The organism is Kovacikia sp. CALU 1929, assembly GCF_056784235.1.
In genome coordinates, this window is record NZ_JBXBCF010000057.1 from 20,610 (window position 1) to 38,678 (window position 18,069).

Annotated in this window: 13 protein-coding genes; 7 read left to right on the plus strand and 6 right to left on the minus strand. The window is 45.9% G+C overall.

The features are described from left to right. Positions 1 to 49: 49 nt before the first annotated feature. Entirely contained in the window at positions 50 to 2,239 is a 2,190-nt protein-coding gene (locus AC1S52_RS06690; RefSeq protein WP_482028238.1) for a GumC family protein, read from the minus strand. A 159-nt stretch (positions 2,240 to 2,398) separates the two neighbouring features. Then, complete coding sequence (locus AC1S52_RS06695) at positions 2,399 to 3,481, minus strand: glycosyltransferase (RefSeq protein ID WP_482028239.1); 1,083 nt, start codon at positions 3,479 to 3,481, stop codon at positions 2,399 to 2,401. 150 nt (positions 3,482 to 3,631) lie between these two features. Between AC1S52_RS06695 and AC1S52_RS06700 the strand changes: the two genes are divergently transcribed. From AC1S52_RS06700 to AC1S52_RS06720, 5 genes are all read left to right on the plus strand, one after another. After that, positions 3,632 to 3,868 carry a hypothetical protein gene (locus tag AC1S52_RS06700; protein ID WP_482028240.1) on the plus strand — a complete coding sequence of 79 codons (237 nt, stop codon included), beginning with the start codon at positions 3,632 to 3,634 and terminating at the stop codon, positions 3,866 to 3,868. A gap of 935 nt (positions 3,869 to 4,803) precedes the next feature. After that, complete coding sequence (locus AC1S52_RS06705; RefSeq protein ID WP_482028241.1) at positions 4,804 to 4,974, plus strand: hypothetical protein; 171 nt, start codon at positions 4,804 to 4,806, stop codon at positions 4,972 to 4,974. 77 nt (positions 4,975 to 5,051) lie between these two features. After that, positions 5,052 to 6,572: a polysaccharide biosynthesis/export family protein gene (locus AC1S52_RS06710; RefSeq protein WP_482028242.1), complete on the plus strand. Its 1,521-nt coding sequence runs from the start codon at positions 5,052 to 5,054 to the stop codon at positions 6,570 to 6,572. Positions 6,573 to 6,674: 102 nt separating this feature from the next. Then, the gene (locus tag AC1S52_RS06715) at positions 6,675 to 7,007 is read left to right on the plus strand and encodes a hypothetical protein (RefSeq protein ID WP_482028243.1); all 333 of its coding nucleotides are present in this window, start codon (positions 6,675 to 6,677) and stop codon (positions 7,005 to 7,007) included. 368 nt (positions 7,008 to 7,375) lie between these two features. Then, a complete protein-coding gene (locus tag AC1S52_RS06720) occupies positions 7,376 to 7,924 on the plus strand; it encodes a hypothetical protein (RefSeq protein ID WP_482028244.1) in 549 nt (182 codons plus the stop codon). Positions 7,925 to 8,191: 267 nt separating this feature from the next. Here AC1S52_RS06720 and AC1S52_RS06725 read toward each other — a convergent pair whose 3' ends face one another. Next, complete coding sequence (locus tag AC1S52_RS06725; RefSeq protein ID WP_482028245.1) at positions 8,192 to 8,647, minus strand: GNAT family N-acetyltransferase; 456 nt, start codon at positions 8,645 to 8,647, stop codon at positions 8,192 to 8,194. A gap of 393 nt (positions 8,648 to 9,040) precedes the next feature. Between AC1S52_RS06725 and AC1S52_RS06730 the strand changes: the two genes are divergently transcribed. After that, a complete protein-coding gene (locus AC1S52_RS06730) occupies positions 9,041 to 10,294 on the plus strand; it encodes an IS110 family RNA-guided transposase (RefSeq protein WP_482028246.1) in 1,254 nt (417 codons plus the stop codon). 232 nt (positions 10,295 to 10,526) lie between these two features. Here AC1S52_RS06730 and AC1S52_RS06735 read toward each other — a convergent pair whose 3' ends face one another. Continuing rightward, on the minus strand, positions 10,527 to 13,952 hold the full coding sequence (locus AC1S52_RS06735) for an NACHT C-terminal helical domain 2-containing protein (RefSeq protein ID WP_482028247.1): 3,426 nt from the start codon (positions 13,950 to 13,952) through the stop codon (positions 10,527 to 10,529). 41 nt (positions 13,953 to 13,993) lie between these two features. Next, positions 13,994 to 15,052, minus strand: a complete 1,059-nt coding sequence (locus AC1S52_RS06740; protein ID WP_482028248.1) for a trypsin-like peptidase domain-containing protein — start codon at positions 15,050 to 15,052, stop codon at positions 13,994 to 13,996. A 406-nt stretch (positions 15,053 to 15,458) separates the two neighbouring features. Here AC1S52_RS06740 and AC1S52_RS06745 point away from each other — a divergent pair, with 406 nt between their 5' ends. Beyond that, positions 15,459 to 15,599 carry a hypothetical protein gene (locus AC1S52_RS06745; RefSeq protein ID WP_482028249.1) on the plus strand — a complete coding sequence of 47 codons (141 nt, stop codon included), beginning with the start codon at positions 15,459 to 15,461 and terminating at the stop codon, positions 15,597 to 15,599. A gap of 144 nt (positions 15,600 to 15,743) precedes the next feature. Here the strand turns inward: AC1S52_RS06745 and AC1S52_RS06750 are convergent, their stop codons facing one another. Further along, on the minus strand, positions 15,744 to 18,053 hold the full coding sequence (locus AC1S52_RS06750; RefSeq protein WP_482028250.1) for an EAL domain-containing protein: 2,310 nt from the start codon (positions 18,051 to 18,053) through the stop codon (positions 15,744 to 15,746). Positions 18,054 to 18,069 lie beyond the last annotated feature (16 nt).

Sequence of the window (18,069 nt, forward strand, 5' to 3'; positions counted from 1 at the left end):
AATCGGTGTAAATTCGAGCAATTTTTAAAGTTGGGCAATCCTGCTCAACTTAAGGAACCGTTGACTGTAGCTTTCTTTCGTAGGAGAAGTAGGGACTGATTGCCGGGTTTGCCCCATTGGCAACCATCCCTAAAACGTTCAGCTTGTTTAAGATGGCAGTTGCCTGCGTCAACTCACTGCGGGTCACCTGACCCATGCGGCTAACAAATACAACGCCATCACAGAACGAGGCTTCTAACAGGGCATCCACAATTCCTAGAATGGGTGGAGCATCTAGCACCACTAGATCGTAGGAATGCTCAAAGGCAGCAATTAACTCTGCCATTCGTTGGGAACTCAACAATTTGGCGGGATCAAGGGGGGTGGGTCCAGCGGTGAGCACTGAAATGGGCAGATCCCGATAGCGACAGGACAATGGGATATCCCCCTTGCCCGAAATGGGAGAATCGTTTGCCAGTAGGGTTGACAGCCCTTGTTGATTGGGTAAGCCCAATTGCTGGTGTAATGTGGGGCGACGCAGATCGGCATCAATCAATAACACCCGCTTATGCAGACGGGCAGCGCTAATTGCCAGACCGAGCGCCAGCGTTGACTTGCCTTCCCCTGCCAGGGATGATGTCACCACCAGCGATCGCAACCCATCAGCGGTTGGGATGAACTGAATATTGCGATAAATCAGATCGATCGCTTCACGGAATGGCTGCCAGTAAACCATCTGCATCATAGAGGGCGTGAGTGATTTTCCCTTCAGCAGGGTCACTACAGACGATGAATCTGGCTTTGGCAGACTGGGAATCATGCCCAAAAGAGGAAAGTTAGTGTGCTTTTTCAAATCGTCGGGATCGTGAATGGAATCATCCATGCCATCCCGGACAAAGGCTGCCACACTGCCCAGCATCAGTCCGGCGATCGCGCCTAGCATCAGGTTGCGTGACAGGCTGGGTCCCATCTGTTGACCTAACTTAGGTTCCTCCACCACTTGCCAGTCGAAGCTGCCTCTGGCAATTTCCAAAGCAATTTCCTGCCTTGCTTTCAGCAGTTGTTGCAAGGTGTCTCGGCGCAATTGCACCTGCGGTTGCAGGCGATTGTATTCTGCCAGCAAACCGGGAAATCGGCGTAGCTCAGTCGTTAGAGATTGTTCAGATTGGGCAAGACTCTGGGAACGGGCACTTAAGGAAACCAGATTGACCTGAGCTTCGACCATCTCATTCACGAGTCTGATATCCGTCTCGCCCAATTGTCCCTGGGTCAGCAAATCGCTGGAAACCCCTGCTCCAGCCGCGCCATTGCCTAGAATGCGACTAACTTCTGAAGACAGTAAAGAGAGTTGGCGTTGCCGCTGATCCAGAACTTCTTGCACAAAGGGGGAGCGATCCCTGAATCTCACCCGCTGTTGTACCAGGGATAATTCCGTTTTCTGGATCTCATTCAACAGGGATTGAAACCGGGAAGATTGACTCAACCGAGTTGCCACCAACGCCTGTTGGGGAGACTGGTTCACCCGTTGCCGCAATTCTAAGAAACGAGCCTGTGCCTGCTGGATTTCAGCCCGATTCAATTGTTGCTCTCGCTGGAGGCTGGTCAAGGAATCGACGAGCGCCTTCGACTGGGCATCCGGGTCAACCACGTTCTGGCTGCGGCGAAACTGTTCTAGCGATCGCTCTGCCTGCTCGACTTGGTCTTCCAGAACGGGTAATTGGTCATTAACAAACGAAAGCCCGCGCGTTAACCGCAACTTTTGTTGCTCCCGGTTATAGTCCTGATAAACCTGCTGAATTGCTTGCAAAATCCTTTGGGTTTTTGCTGGATCATCACTGGTATAGACCGCCTGAAAAATCTTGGTTTTCACCTTCGCTTCTTCTAGCTGCACTAAAACCAGGGAGTTTTGCACTTCTTCAGCGGTCAATCGAGGATACTCTGGCTTTAACAAAATCACTGCTCGTTGCAGCAGTTGGGAACTCCGCATTTGAGCCAACTGGGTTGAGTTGTCAATCTCAACATTGGAGTCTGCAAACTGGTTTTCGGCACTGGTATCGCGCTTGCCCTGATAGTTCGGCTCAACTAGCAATTGCATTGAGCTTTGATAGATGGGCTTTCTAGAAAACGTATACAGGGTTGCCGCTGACAACACTCCCAGAAAAATCATCAGCACCAGGATCCGCCGCCGCCAGATTACAGCCGCTAATTGTCCATATCCAGGATCGGATTCAACTGCTCCGACGTAGTTATCTACCGTCACAGAGATTACTCCTCCCACGAAAACAAACCCATCCATCACCGAACTGTACTGACTGGGGCAGATTGCCCGATTGGGCTTGGTGCAAATTAGCTACCATGTCTGGCATCTATCACCTACTACCTGCCCCTAAATGGCTACCAACCTTGCGCCGCTTACTATTTAGCTATAAACCTCCCCAAAAAATTGATCCACTTTTTTGAAAAAGGCTTCCTCAGAAAAATGGGTGAGCGCATGGTCTCGGATCTTCTGGTAGTTCCAGTTAATCTTATTTGCCTGTATCAAGGCTGCCTGCAATGACTCTGGGGTTTGCCGATCGAATAAAATACCCGTTTCTTCATCGATCTGGGTATCCAATACACCGCCTGCGCCATAGGCAATCACAGGTGTACCGCTGGCGTTTGCTTCCACTGGAACCAAGCCGTAATCTTCTAATGCTGCCACCACTACTGCGCGTGTTTTTGCCATCAGTTGGGTGCGTTCTTCATCACTGACGTGACCCAGAAATTGGATATTTCCCATTGCTTGAGACTCCAACCGCTGCCGCTCTGGACCGTCCCCCGTAATCAGCAAAGGCAAGCCCAACCAGTTAAATGCCTCAACTACAACATCAATGCGTTTGTAACTAATCAATCGGGTAGATGCTAAATAAAACTCATCTTTCTGCTCAGAGAACACAAATTGATTGCTATCAATTGGGTAATTGATGACGACGACCGGCTTTTTGTATATGGTCTGAATACGCTGAGCCACAACAGTAGAGTTCGCAATGTAAAGATCAGGCTCCTGAGCATATTTCAAGTCCATTTGCCTCATCCATTGGAACGCCTTATCGATTATGGGATAAAACCTTCGATAAGCAGTATACTCCCGCAGATAGGTTTGTGTGTCCCACAGAAAGCGAGTGATGTTGTGGCAAAAGCAAATATGACGAGCATCTGGACGTTTGCGCACAGATTTTGCAAAGCTACTGCTGCTACTCACAATCAGGTCATAGTCTTGCAAATCGAGGGTGCGAAATACAGGAAAATACAAGGGAGCTAACAGTCTAAAATGCTTGGCGGCTCCTGGGATTTTTTGCAAAACAGTGGTTTGAACCAGGCGATCGCTCAAATCAATCGTTCGCTCCGGATCATAAAGCGAGGTGAAAATGTCTGCTTCAGGATAGCGTTTGCAAAGGAGTTCAAATACTCGCTCTGCTCCACCTCGTTGAGTTAGATAATCGTGAACTAAGGCAACTCTCATAGCTAAAAAGTTGAACACTCCAACTTGATTGGACAGTACGACACTCAACCGTCAGTCTTCGATTAATGATTCAAGATCGAAGCAGCCTTAAACCAAGAAGGGTGTAGTTTTGCTCTCGTCTGTAGACAGTGAAGCCTGTAAGTAGGGAAGATGTCAGCAGGAAAGGAAAAACAGGGAAAACATGAATGCTTTTTTGCTTGCTCTCAGCTTTGCAACTGGCTTTTAATTATTGGCGGCAAGCTAAATCAAGACTCCTGGAAAAGGCTGTTCAATCACCAACACGAAACACTTTCTCAGGCAAAGCTACACAACAGACAACATTTAGAACTCAAAGAGGTTGACGAATATCTCATAGGAAAGGTTCCCGCTTTCCTGACAATTTTTTGAGGTTTTTTGAAATGAATTTCCCGAACCAAGAACTGCTTCAGCTAAACCTAACTGAGCCAAATATTGAACCAAACATGGTACTACAGAATAACCATGAAAAGTAACGCTAACACACATTCGATTGATTGCTTTGTCTGAAACTGAAAAGGCTCAACCTACTATTCAACATTTGTCCAAGCTGGGCCATAGCACCTCCTGACTGAGAAATAATGGGCAAAAAAAGCGGAAAAAAATAACGGGCACAATTTTACTAAAATCGATTGAATTCAAGACAAGTTGTTGGATAGCTTTTAGATTATTTTCTATACGAAATCCAAACAACTTAACGAAGATTAATGAATTTGTCAAGCTATATCATCTCCCTGTGGATGTAGATGATTAATTGTATTCAGGTGCCTAAATTATGCAAATGAACTTCATGATTTCCATCTCAGATGAAAAAATCTACCGGTTGGAATCAGGTAAATTACGTGTAAACAGCGCCTCAGAGTTATTTGATTTAAATGGCTGAGTCGTATCCCTGAATACCTCAGGTTACTGAGGGATATTTGTCTTTTCTCAACCAGATTTATTGACTAAGCCAGTAAGGATTTGATCGAATCTCCTTTGATACCATGGCTTTTTTCGTGATTGGTTTAGCCTCTGTACGTTTAGTCCGTGACAGGAATTCTCCGTAAGAATTGCCAAGATGTTAAAAATGTTTCAGTAAGCAATGGGAGTAGCTTCTATTTTTCTTTGTTATGCAGATGTGATTAGTAAAACGCGAGCTTTTACGGAGTTCTTTTCTGCTCGGTACAATTGTTTTGCAATCGATCTGGACGGAAATCTGGTTTTAACCTTGCTCTCTATCTAGAGGAGGATTAAATTAAGGTCAGTTTGTGCGCTATCCTAGCCTGGTTGCATCTCATTCGTTTAGTTGGATTTCACTTGGTTGAATGCCGCTTAAGATCCTGGATTTAATAACCCCGCAAACTGTACGGGCGGGTTTAGAAGTCCAATTTGCCTGGTGCGATGGATTTGACGGCAAAACCCGCCCCTACCCAATTCCGAACTTATTTAACTCTCATTCCTTAGTTGAATGGCGCTTGGTTGAATGGTTGAAATAGAGTTCGCTCAGAATCTTGCAACAGAAAGTTTGAATAGAAAGTGTGTTGTCTGCGGAACGGTATCGAATGTTTTGTTTGTGATTAAATTTGCATTGGTTACGATCGCCATGCCTGAAGCAAAGTTTCGGACTCCCCACATATTTTTATGGTTAGCAAGCCGATTGACCTGCGCTGGATTGCTAGGGCTAACTTCTGTATCTCCCCTGGTATTGGCTGCTCCCGAACCTGTCACACGCTCCCAGCAGAATTTCTCTCAGCAGAATTTGGCTCAACAGAATTTGCCTACTGGTGAGAGTGAAGATGGCTACATTTTGGGACCTGGGGATCGCGTGAAGATCGACTTTTTCAGTGTTGCAGAGTACACCGGAGAGTACCAGGTATTGCCTAATGGCACGATTAACCTACCCCTGGTGGGTGCAGTTGCCGTCCAGGGCACTACCTTGAGGCAGGCATCGGCTGCCATCGCAGCCCGCTATCAGCCTTACCTGACCCGCCCGATTATTACGGTGAGTCTGCTGGCTGCCCGTCCGATTACGGTTGCGATCGCAGGAGAGGTGAATCGCCCCGGTTCCTATACCGTTCCTGCCGCCGCTACCGGAGAGAATACGAATGTTCCGATCCTGACGCGCATGATTAAGCTGGCAGGCGGTACCACCCAGGCGGCAGACATTCGCCAGATTGAAATTCGCCGTCAGCGATCGTCCAGCCCCGGTGGTCGTGAAACCTTTAGGGTCGATCTGGTACAACTGGTTCAAGCGGGCGACATTCAGCAAGATCTACGTTTGCGTGACGGTGACAGTATTTTGATTCCCTCAACCACTACGGTTAATTTGGATGAGGCTCAACGACTGGCGACTACCAACTTTGCCGCTGCCACAAACCGTCCTCTCCGAATTGCAGTCGTCGGAGAAGTGAATCGTCCTGGTCCCTACACATTGGTTGAAAAACCAGAAGCCCCACCGGAAGGAACCCCATCGATTGGAGCTAATGTGCAGGTGCCAACGGTGACTCAAGCCATTCAAACCGCAGGCGGCATTACCCAGTCTGCCGATATTCGCAACATCCAGGTGCGGCGAATAACCAGAACGGGTCCAGAACAGTCAATCAAAATTGATTTTTGGGAACTGCTTCAGGCGGGCGATTTGCGCCAGGATCTGCCACTTCAAGATGGTGATACGATTGTCATTCCAACCGCGACTGCCTTAAGTGCCAGTGAGGCGACCAGACTTGCCTCTGCCAGTTTTGCGCCCAACCGGATCACCATTAACGTAGTCGGTGAAGTGGTAAAACCGGGACCAGTGGAGGTGCCGCCCAACACTCCCCTGAATCAGGGCTTATTAGCCGCAGGGGGGTTTAACAATCGTGCCCGCAAACGATCCGTCACCTTTGTTCGGCTCAATCCTAATGGAACGGTGTCTCAGCGCACGATTGAGGTTGACTTTTCAGAAGGCATCAATGCAGCGAATAACCCGGCATTACGTAATAATGACACGATTATTGTTGGAAAATCAGCGATCGCTGGCATTACGGATACTTTAGGTAGTTTTCTGTCCCCAGTAACCGGTGTGTTGGGCTTATTCAGGCTCCTGGGATTTTGAGGGCAAAACATTGAGCAATCCTTTTAATCCGTCAAAGCATGTGCTACTCCAGAAGCTAAATGCCATACTGAAGGCTAAGAAGAATCACCAGGAGTACCCGTTATGCATCGAGCGATCTCGTTCATTGGTACGGTTATATTTCTGTTGGGGCTAACTCCTGTAGCCCTTGCCCAATCGACTCAGTTTGGCTCCTCAGATGATCTTCAGGGGCTTCAGGAGCAGTCCATTGAAACGATTGATCCCAGAACCTACGCTGACTCGCCATCCACGATTGCTAATAGTCCCACAGCCGATGACCGAACCAGGCTGCAATTGGATAGAAACATCGAGTTAATTGTCCGACCGGAACGTGGTAATAGTTCAGTCGGTGTTTACCCAACGGATAACACATCAGCCGGGAATCAGTTTCAGCTACTCTACCAGTTAGAGCAGTAGCCTTGACTCAAGGGCGTTGCTGATTTTGGGTATGAATTGAGAGTTGGATAAATTGGAACGAAGTTTCAATTTATTCTGCTATTCAGCACCACCTTACTTAAGCGATAAGGACTACCCAGATCCCCGATTTTTTGCAAAAAGTCGGGGGTCTTTAATGTTAGGGGCGGTGAACTGTTTGTTCAAAAACACTGGCTTAAGACTGAAAGCCTTGATGTGACTGCTTCCCAGGCAAAGCCTTAGAACGAGATGGATGGATAGTAACCCTCTACCCTACTTCCTTCAAAAACTCAATGAAAATAAACTGCAATTTGGAATCTGGCGCGTAGAATTAACAAATACAAATACAACTCCTTTCCTGGTGAACTTCTATGGCAGCATTAGCAAGTCGTAAGCGTCCTAAAGCATCCGTTGTCAGACAAGAAAACGTTGGCAATGCTATCTCGTTCTTAGAAGACTTACCTGAGAAAACAAAGGAAGAACTGTCATTGCGAGAGGCAATTGAACAGATGCAAGAGCCGATTCGATCTGCACTGTCAAAGGGTTATAGCTACGATGACATTGCCAAGATGCTTCTGGAACAAGGGATTAAAATTAGTGCCCTAACCCTCAAAAACTACGCGCCTTCTGGGAGACGGCAGGCATCAAAAGCTAAAGCAAGGCAACCGCGCAAAACTGCTGGTGATGCAATTTCTGAAGGGGTTTCTGCGAAATCCCAAAATGCTAAAGTATCTGAACCTGAAGTAACGACGGAACCTCGTCCGGCTCGTTCTCGCAGAGGCAGAGCAAAATCGGTTGCAGCGGAAACAAAGACTGAAAGCAGAACCACCACTAGATCGCCCCGTGGACGTAAATCTACAACAGCAGGAGAAACCTCAGAGCCTGCAACGAAAAAGCGCAGGAAGTCAAAGTCGGAGTAGGTCAGGTGTGAGGTGTGAGGTGTGGGGCTGGCAAAAGTTAGGCTATAGGATGGTTGGCGCAGTGTAACCTATGCTGAGCAAGGGTTTGATGCCTTACTATTATGCCTATTAACCTGGCAATCAAAGATCTGACATTAGCTGGGCTGTAAAGCCTAACGGTATGGCTTTGCTAGAGAGACGTCGTAACGCACCGAAGCTCCTATCGATGGTGCGTTACGACGGCGATGCCTGACACACCCTACAAGAGAGCAGGGCGATCGCACTAGATCACAATTCACGTCGCATCACAAGTTCGCCGTTCTCTTCTTTTCCGGTGTAAACAAAACCCATCTTCTCGTAGAACGGTCCGGGACCACCTTTGGCTGGCACACAACTTGTTTCGACTGCATCCGCTCCAGGGCGCGTCTTAACGTGTGCGAAGAACAACTTCAGCGCCTTTCGCCCGTACCCACGTCCCTGGTATTGCTCACCGATCATAAAGCGCCACAGAAAGTACTCTTGCTGAGCTACGTCGTCTTCCAACATTAAAAAACCGACTGGCACATCACCAGCGTAGATTGCGCGGAACCAAGCAACCTCTGGATTGAAATGCGCTTCTGCGATAGACGCGGCGTTGGATGCCACGAACTGCTCTTGGTGTGGGGCTACTTTTAAGCGGAGGATATCACGCCAGTTTTCCTTAGTAATCTCGCGCAGCGTTACTTCGAGGCCGAACTTGGACATACAGAGTGTTCTCCCTGAACAACGCTTTTAAGAATAGTTTCTCACTCAACAACACAATCGATACCACAACTGCCGCCTAACGATTGAGATGAGCCGCCGCAGCTCGCTTCTGATGCCCATAGATAACCTCTCGGCGGTCGGCTCCATCGATTTATGGGAGGACGGGACTGAAGGAGAGACGATAGACTCAATTTCAGAACTGGGAAACAGGATGGGAGACGACTATCCAACGTGTGACACTTGATGTCTACTAACATATCGCTTCGCTCGCATCCTGTGCTTCTCTCCACAACGAATCCTCAGAGGTCGGTGAGCCAACACCTTCCATAATCTCTTCGCAGCGAGTAGAAGCTTTTCCAGTTGTCCAACAAACCCTACTTCGAGGATAACATCATGAGCCAAACTCAATACGCTGCTTACATCGGCATTGACTGGGCTGATCGCAAACACGATATTCACCTGGCTGATGTTGCCACCGGGCAACGAGAAGACTACACCATCGGTTCTGCACCAGATGCCATTGCTGCTTGGGTCGAAGGCTTACGCAAACGCTATGGTAATGCGCCTTTGGCAGTGTGTTTGGAACAGAAGCGTGGTCCCCTGATTTATGCTCTCTGCCAGTACGATAACTTGGCGCTTTACCCGATCAATCCCCGCACGGTTGCCAACTACCGCAAAGCCTTTCAGCCCTCTCGCGCCAAGTCTGACCCGATGGACGCCCGCATTCTGGTAGAACTGCTGCAAAAACACAGCGACAAGATCCCAGCTTGGCAACCCGAAAGTCCTGACATCAGAGCCTTGCGGCAATGGGTAGAGTCGCGCCGACTGCTGGTGCAAGAAAAGGTCAGACTGACCAACCGCATCACCGCTGCACTCAAAAACTACTATCCCCAAGTCCTCGATTGGTTTGAAGACAAGGACACCCAAGTGTTCTGTGCTTTTGTAGAACGTTATCCTGAGCTAAAAGCGGCTCAGGCAGAGACCGCTGAAGATTTGACCACTTTTTTCCGCAGCCACCAAGTGATCCGTCGTTCTGCCATTACCCGACGCCTCAAGCAGATCGCTACCCCTAGCCTTCCTTTGACAGAAGATCCTGGGATTGTTGAACCCATGCAGTGGTTAGTGGCAACCCTCATCATCCAGCTCAAAGCCTTACTGCTCAGTTTAGTAGACCTCAATGCCAAGATCGAGGCGGTGTTTGCCGCTCAGCCAGATGCTGAGTTTTTTGCGGCATTGCCAGGGGCAGGAGACCATCTGGCTCCTCGACTGCTCGTGGCGTTTGGAGCAGAGCGATCGCGTTTCAATAGCGCTCAAGAACTACTGCGTTATGTCGGCATTGCTCCGGTTAAAGAGAGCAGTGGTAAGAAGAATTGGGTGCATTGGCGGTGGAGTTGCCCGATCTTTTTGCGACAGACGTTTGTCGAGTGGGCAAATCAAAGTCGGCATCATTCAGCCTGGGCACAAGCCTACTACCGAATGCAGCGCGATAAAGGCAACTCCCATCCAGCGGCAATGAGATCGCTTGCTTTTAAGTGGATTCGCATCTTGTTTCGCTGCTGGAAAAATCAAGAAGCATATGATGAAGTGAAGTATCTGTCGGCACTACAGCGCAAGCATTCTCCCCTAGTAAAACATTTAAGTATATGAATATTACACAAGTAAAAGTTTGATTTGAGATGAAACTAAGAACGGAAATGAATCAATAGTACAAATAATTACGAACAAGATGTTGATTCTAAAGAGTGTGACAAAAAACTTATTTTAGAATCAACTGGAAATCGTTTGTTCAATTTTCGGAGATAAGAAGAAACCGATTGAGGAGATTGCAGAAACCTACTTGACTCCGTCATCCTCAGAGGCTATGTTAGCCCGTAAATACTCAAATGCTTGCGTCACATGACAATAAAGATTTCTCAATTTCCTCCCTGGTAGCTCTTGTTACATAACATCCATTATTTAAGACATCAATGAGAAGTTGATGCGCACTATAATACTGATTCAAAAGTTGCTCTTGTCTTCTATTAAATTGCCAGTTATGACCAATATCACGGCTTTCAACCATTACCTTGCTTAGTTCGATAATCCAAGAGCCTCCCCATGACCTCCACCAAGCTATGAGAAATTTCTGTTTATTGACTAAAGGAAGTTTTTTTCTAAGAAGTTCTAATGATGAACCAATATTGGAAGGATAACTAGATGCAAGCTTTACGGCATAGTTAAAAACTTGGTCAAAAGTTTCAACTTTTGTAGAAAAATCTTCTGTGGAGTTTAAAGGTTTATTGGAATTCAGAAAACCAGAGAGTATATTAAAACCGGAGGTTTCTGGAGCAGTCTCAAAATCATCGTAGAGGTAGAGATCTGTATCTTCTAAATAACTATCAGGATCTTCAAATTCATTGTCGAGCATTTCTTCTTCTGATTCATCGTTATAATTTTCGCCATCTATGTCGTTGTTATTCTCTGGGCTACTATTCTCTACTAGTTCATCATTGTCATAATATTCATCTTCTAAACTGTCGTCGTAATTATTATTGAGGTCTTCGTTTTCTAGCTCATCATCGTAAAGTTCATCATCCTCATCCTCATCCTCATCTCTCTCATCCTCATAGTCTTCATCCTCATCCCCCTCATCCTCATAGTCTTCTTCTAACTCATCAATAAAATTACGAGCCACAAATTTAAGATCAGTAGCAATAGCATATGCAAGTGTAAGTGTGAAATCTAACTTAAGGGTGCGAAAGCGAGAGAGATCAAAAGAAGGATCTAAGACTCGCGCCCGAGATAGAGTAAGACCAAAGTCACGAGTCATATCATCTGAATCTACATTACGAGACTGCTTTTGTGCATGAGCACGAACACGAGCAAGATCAAAATAAAACGAACGAACAGCAGAAAGCTTATAGTGAGTTTTCTCAGAAAGCGCTTTGTGATTAACCCAACTAAGAAATTGTAGCAAGCGCTTCTCAGGAACTAAAAGCTTGTCAATTTCCTGCTTCATAAGCAGAAGCAATCTATCCGCTTGGCGTAACATACCTGCTGTAAGCAAGAAAACCTCACGCCAACGAGGTTCCATAATGTGTGATGCAAGCTTCTGCAATGATATTTGTGGATCAAAATTAAGGGTGATTTCTCTGGCAGTAAAGTACTCATGAAAAGTTAAATGAGAAAACGAATAAATTCCTCTTGCCCGTTCAACAAGTAATCCATGTTGTGCTTCAATGGATTTCAAAACCATTTCACTGTCTATCTGTATTGCTTCTGTGCTGTTCTGAACATCCGGTAAATTTTGAATATAGTCTGAAATGTGTAATTCTAACTGTCTTTGTCTAATAAAATAATCTCCATTTTCAAAAGTAGTTAAGGCAATTTGACTTAATAAATCTTCCTTATTTTTCAAGGATAGTTTCTTATAGATTTGCTCTCGTTCAATATCTCGTTTAGCATCCCATTTTTTCAAAAGTACATCCAACCCTTCTTTATAAAGTTCAGAACGATTCTTAGGAAAATCTGCTGTTTCTTCAAAAACTAAACAAAGTAGTGTTAACAGTAATGGATTGGTTCCAAGTTCTTGAATTGGTTCATTTTCCTTAAGCTTCTGAATAAATCTTTTGGACTTTTTTGGATCCTTTGAGCGAAACCACTTAGATGAAAAGGAGCTAATTTGTTTCTCGTCAAAATCAGCAACTTCTACTTCAGTAAAAGCCTCAAAGATATACTCTTTTGCAGCTATTCGGCAGGTTATCACGAAATTATTTTTATAAAATCGTTCAGAAAATTCGTGAATCTGTCTCAGAATTCGACTACCATGTTCTTCTTTGACCTCATCCAACCCATCCAGGAGAATAAGCGCTCTCCCATGATTTAAAAAACCAATAACTTTTGATCTTTCGACATCTAAATCTTCAAACTGACGACTTATATAGTCTATAAGTTCGGGCTGGTTACGTGCTTCTGCAAAACTTTTAAGAGTAACAAAAACTGGAATTCGGTAAGCATGGAATTTCCCTTCATTACACTGAATTGCCAAATATTTTAGAAAAGTTGTTTTTCCTGCTCCTGGCTTACCTAAAACCATCAATTTGCTATATTGTTCAACGGCATCAAGTCCTGGCAAACGGTTCTCTGTGATTCCGCCCAACCCAAGACGGTCAAAATTTCCCGGATTACATGCTTGCAGGAGATCAGCAACATCTAATCGCCTTCTTCCAGTAAGTTTCTCAAGAATATTTACGTCAGTATAGATATCACTAAGCCCAACAGGCTGAGTCATATCCAATACCCGCATCGTTCCACATCGTTCTTTTATACTTGTATATATTTTCTCTCGAATGTCTTGAACTAGATTATTAATTGTGTCTAGGTTGCTGCTAGCTCTCTCTTCTAAAGCCGGAATAAGATATTCAGGAAGCTCTGCTGCCTTTATCGCCTCGCATCCCAGATTATAGGAAGATTTAATCGTCTCCCCACAGCCAAGAGCCTCGTAAAAAGTTGTAATAAATTTGATAACAGTATCATCATTAACTTCCTGCTTTATGCTTACCAGAAAATTAATATGTTCAAGAATTGCATTTGCTTGAGCTTCGGAATAGCAAGACCTTAAAAGAACACACTCTACCTGTTCTGAAAGCAACTTAAAAAGTCCAGCTAGCACTTCTGACCCAATGATCTGTATTTGCCCACTTTCGTTTTCTAGCGCCAGTCCGCCGCCATCAGTACCGTATCCTGTAAAGTGTATGATTCTGGGTTTATAATCTCTTACAGTTTGATAAAGATCTTTGGGACGTATAACCCACTCTGATGCAAGCTTCAACTGCTCATGCATCTGCGATCTTCCCAACTTCTCTTCTAAAGTTTTAATTTCACTGTCTAGACGTAGTGCGGTGGTTTCTTTAGGATTAGCTGCCAGAATTAATATTTTCGTAACTCTAGTATTGATAGAGGTTCGATCTGAAATCTCTGAAGTATGTTCTGGAACGACCTCAGCAGTTCCCCAGAAAGCTCTGGTCCATTGCTCAGTCGTTAAAACTTGAACCCTCTCGATGAGAACACTGAGTTTAAGCCTATCTTCTAGCCCTATCCAATCGCTATCTGCGAGACTCCTTAGAAAAGAAACTAAAGATGTCTGTCCTTCAGAACGCAGCAGATCGAGGAAATCATTAAAAAAAACGGGATTGCTGCCTTCCCAGGTAATTTGGCGACCTAAACGATCAAACCCTACAGATGCTAATAGCGCCTTACGCTCCCGAACTGTTTGAGTATTTGACATGCCTGACAAGAATTTCAACAGTTCAGATTTCAGAGACATTATTAAGGCTACCTAGTCGCTAAAGTGAAGTCTACAAGAATCTAACTGGCCGCTGCATTCAATAATTCCCTCAACTCTGAGGGTAAATCAGCCAAAATCCTTTCTACCAGTATGCCTTCGTTTCTAAAATAGCGCCTCTGGGTTGTGGGTTCAGGGATATTACCTCCTGCATGGTGGAGGGCAACAACCTCCCATCCATCGTCTAACACTGGCGATCCTGAAGAGCCGTTCAACGTGGAGGTGACATATTGCACTACGCTATTTCCAATGTATTCAACAAAATTATTTTGGAAGGAAATTTCTTTGGGTCGTCCTGCAGGATGCTGGATGATATTCACGCGCTCTCTGGGCTTAATTCTTCTTGATAATAAAGGCAGCCATCCCCATTTTTGCCCAGGTTCCCCATCTAGTTGCACTAAGGTATAGTCTAGTTCCCGATTAGTGTGGAACAGTCCACTAGGCTTTACACAATATTCATCACTTTGCTGAGCGTGTCCCTGAAAATCATCTTCATAGTTAAAGCGAAATATGGAATTTATTAATAAACCTGAACTTGGTAAAACGTGATTATTCGTAAGCAACAAATCTTCAGCTACCAAAAAGCCTGTGCCTGACCAACGCTCATGACCAGATTGGACTCCAATATAAGCAACCGATCTCGCCACCTCCAGCCCTTTTTGTAGAAAAGCAATAGGGCGTAGCGTATTCTCCCCAATAATCTTTTCTAGAACATCTGCCGGTGTTTCTCTACCTTGCCACTGACCAACGTTAGGGAGTGGAGCAATCGGGGTTATCATGTCGTACTTAGTCAGCAATTTATCCAGAAATTCTTGCTGCTGAACTCCTACAAAACCTTTGAGAGTGTTGAGAAATAGCCCCAATGCCTCGTGGTCATAGGTTAAACGCCCATAGTTGGATAGATAGTTGACCATTTCACTGATGGCTACAAAGGAAGCACCCGAAAGATCAATCATGGGTGTCAACTGCTTCAGCCCAGCCAATTCTAGGATTTGTAAACGCGATCGTTCCGTTGATAACTCTGGTAAATCCTTGAGTAGGGCGATTAGCTGTTTTCGATCCTCAGTGTCCCAATTGATCATTCTTTACTACTCCAGAGAAACCCTACCGGTTATTCAAAGCAACTGCCCCAATCAGCAACTCTGAGGGCTAACAATTTATTAAACCGACACTGTCGGTTTAATAACCCTATTTAGGGTTGTTATCCGGAAAGTTTCAGTTTAACTCCTGAGTTTCAGGGAATTAAGCGGAAATTTTCCAGATAATATCCTTTATTCAGGTAATTAAACCGAAACTTTCCGTATCATTTCAGAATTCATCACAGAGAAAATTTATGTGGTATTTGATACCTACCTCACTTAAGGGTCCTATCTCCATGTCTACTCAGCCCAAACGATCGTCCCCCGCCGTAGGTTGAGTTGAGTGCGCGTAGCTTGCTTCCCGCAGGGTAACCCAACACCCATAAGCTTTACAACAACCAGTGATTGTATGAATAAGAGTGCAACTATACAGTTGAATCGCACCCTTTTGCGTGTTAGTGATGTTGGGGTTCCTGTCGTCAACCCAGTCAACCTACTAGGCGGGCGATCGCTACAGGCGGGCGATCTCGCTGACGGTGCGTTGGCTTGACAGCAACACACCCTACGCAATTGCTATGTAACTCCAAAATATGTATGAACAAATACTGCCAGGTTAATAACACAGACTAAGTCTGATTCTGCCTGCTAACTTGCTGGGGCGATCGCCTGGTTGAAAAAAATCCTCAGCCAGCTACTATTTGGTGTCTAAAAAGGCAGATCCCTGCTCCAGGAAAGCTGTCGCGGCTTCCTGGGTCAATGGCTTGGAAAACAAATAGCCCTGAGCCAGGTCACACTTTAGTAGCTTCAATTGAGACATTTGTCGTTTGGTTTCAATCCCTTCAGCTACCACATCAATTCCCAAATTCCAAGCCAGGGAAATGACAGTACGAATAATCTCCACCTTCTCCAGATCACTATCAGCCTTATGCACAAAGGAGGGGTCAATCTTTAACGTGTCAATTGGAAACAGATGCAGATGGCTAAGGGAGGAATACCCGGTACCGAAATCATCCATGACAAGCTGAACCCCTAAGGTTTTGATCTGTTGCATCAAACTGGTGGCTAAACCCGTATCTTCCATAATGGCGCTTTCAGTAATTTCTAACTTTAAGCAGTGGGGTTCCAGTTCAGTTTCTTGCAAAATACTTTCAATTTGTTGCATTAAGTCTGGTTGGGAGAACTGCCTGCGCGAGATATTAACGCTAATCGTTAACGGTGGGTTGCGAGGTTCTTGCTGCTGCCACTGTTTCATCTGTCTGCACGACTCATGGAGCACCCATCGACCAATCGATAGGATTAACCCGGTTTCTTCAGCGACGGGGATAAATTCGGCGGGGGAAATCAGTCCCCGTTCGGGATGTTGCCAGCGGACTAGCGCCTCAAACCCTGTAAGTTTGCCCGTTCTTAACTCAATCACAGGTTGATAAAACACCAAAAATTCCTGACGTTCAAGCGCTTTGCGTAAGTCTGTTTCTAGCTGTAATAGGGATACGGCATGTTCATGCATTTCTTGGGTGAATATTTCATAGCGTCCCCTTCCCAGTGCTTTTGCCCGGTACATGGCTGTATCGGCATCCCGGATCAAATCCTCTGGTTGTTCATAGTTGATTGCACTCAGGATAATTCCAATGCTGGCATTGGCAAACACTTCCTGACCTTTTAAGTTGAGGGGTGTTTTTAGGATCTGTTGCATTCGTTCAACCACTCTGATTGCCTCATAACCACCTTGGACGTATTCCAGGAGAATGGCAAACTCATCTCCACCCAGGCGCGCACAGGTATCACTGGCACGCAGGCATCCTTTCAACCGATGGGCAATCGTAATCAGTAGCTGATCGCCGATCATGTGCCCCAAACTGTCATTAATGACCTTAAACCGATCCAGATCGAGAAACACCACGGCAAAATCATAGTTCTCATGGCGTTTTGCAAGGGCGATCGCGTGTTTCAGGCGCTCCATAAATAACGTCCGGTTTGCCAGACCCGTTAGCCCATCGTGCAGTGCATTGTAGAGTAATTGTTCCTCACCAACTTTGCGGGCAGTAATATCCGTTTGGGAACCCACCAGACGATGAATATTGCCCTCAACTGAACGAATCACCAGCCCCCGGCTCATCATCCAGCGATAGGTTCCATCTCGATGCAACAGGCGATACTGACTTTCAAAGCAGGCGGTTAACCCTTCACAGTGGCGTGTTACTTCCTGCCTGACCGGATCCCGATCTTCCGGGTGCAGCCGACTGAACCAATCCCCTAAATGGTTGCTAATTTCATCATCTTGATAGCCCAGCATGGCTTTCCAGCGGGGGGAGAAATAGACTTCATCGGTTTCCAGATTCCAGTCCCACATCCCATCATGGGATGCATTGGCAATTAAGGCATAGCGCTCTTCACTTTGACGTAGAATAAGCTCCACTTTTTCGAGCATAGCAATCTTGTTTTTTAGCGCCATCAGCTCATCGATTAATTTTTCCTGGTCGATCGCTGCCTGCTGCCGTTGCTGCGTTGCCGCAAGGATACCCGCGATCGCCTGCAAAAACAGCACTTCATCCGTCGTAAAACTGCGCTGCACCGTGGAGTGGACGCAGAGGATGCCAAAGGGTTGGGGATCTCCTGGAATTGGCACACTCAGGCTGCTCACCACTCCCTGGTCACGCAGGCGTTGCACGGGTGAAAACCGGGTTTCAGTCTCCCAAGCATCAATGACCACAGGCTCTAAATTTTGAAGCAGATACTCTGGCTGGGAACCGGGTTCAAGGGCGATCGCTGCCGTCTCCTGATCTTCCCACCCGGTTCTGGCACACTGGAGTAGCGCTTGACCTTCCCCCAGCACTTCCAAAACCTCGCTCCAATCTACATTCACTGCCTCGGTAATGCGGACGAGGACAGAATTCAAGAACGGAAAGAAAGCCGTTGCTTGGAAGGACGCTTGCTCTAATTCTGTCAGCGTAGGACTGAGCCGATTGTGGTTTTGAGAAGGTAAATCCATTGCAGAAACTGCCATTTTTTGCTGGGGGTTA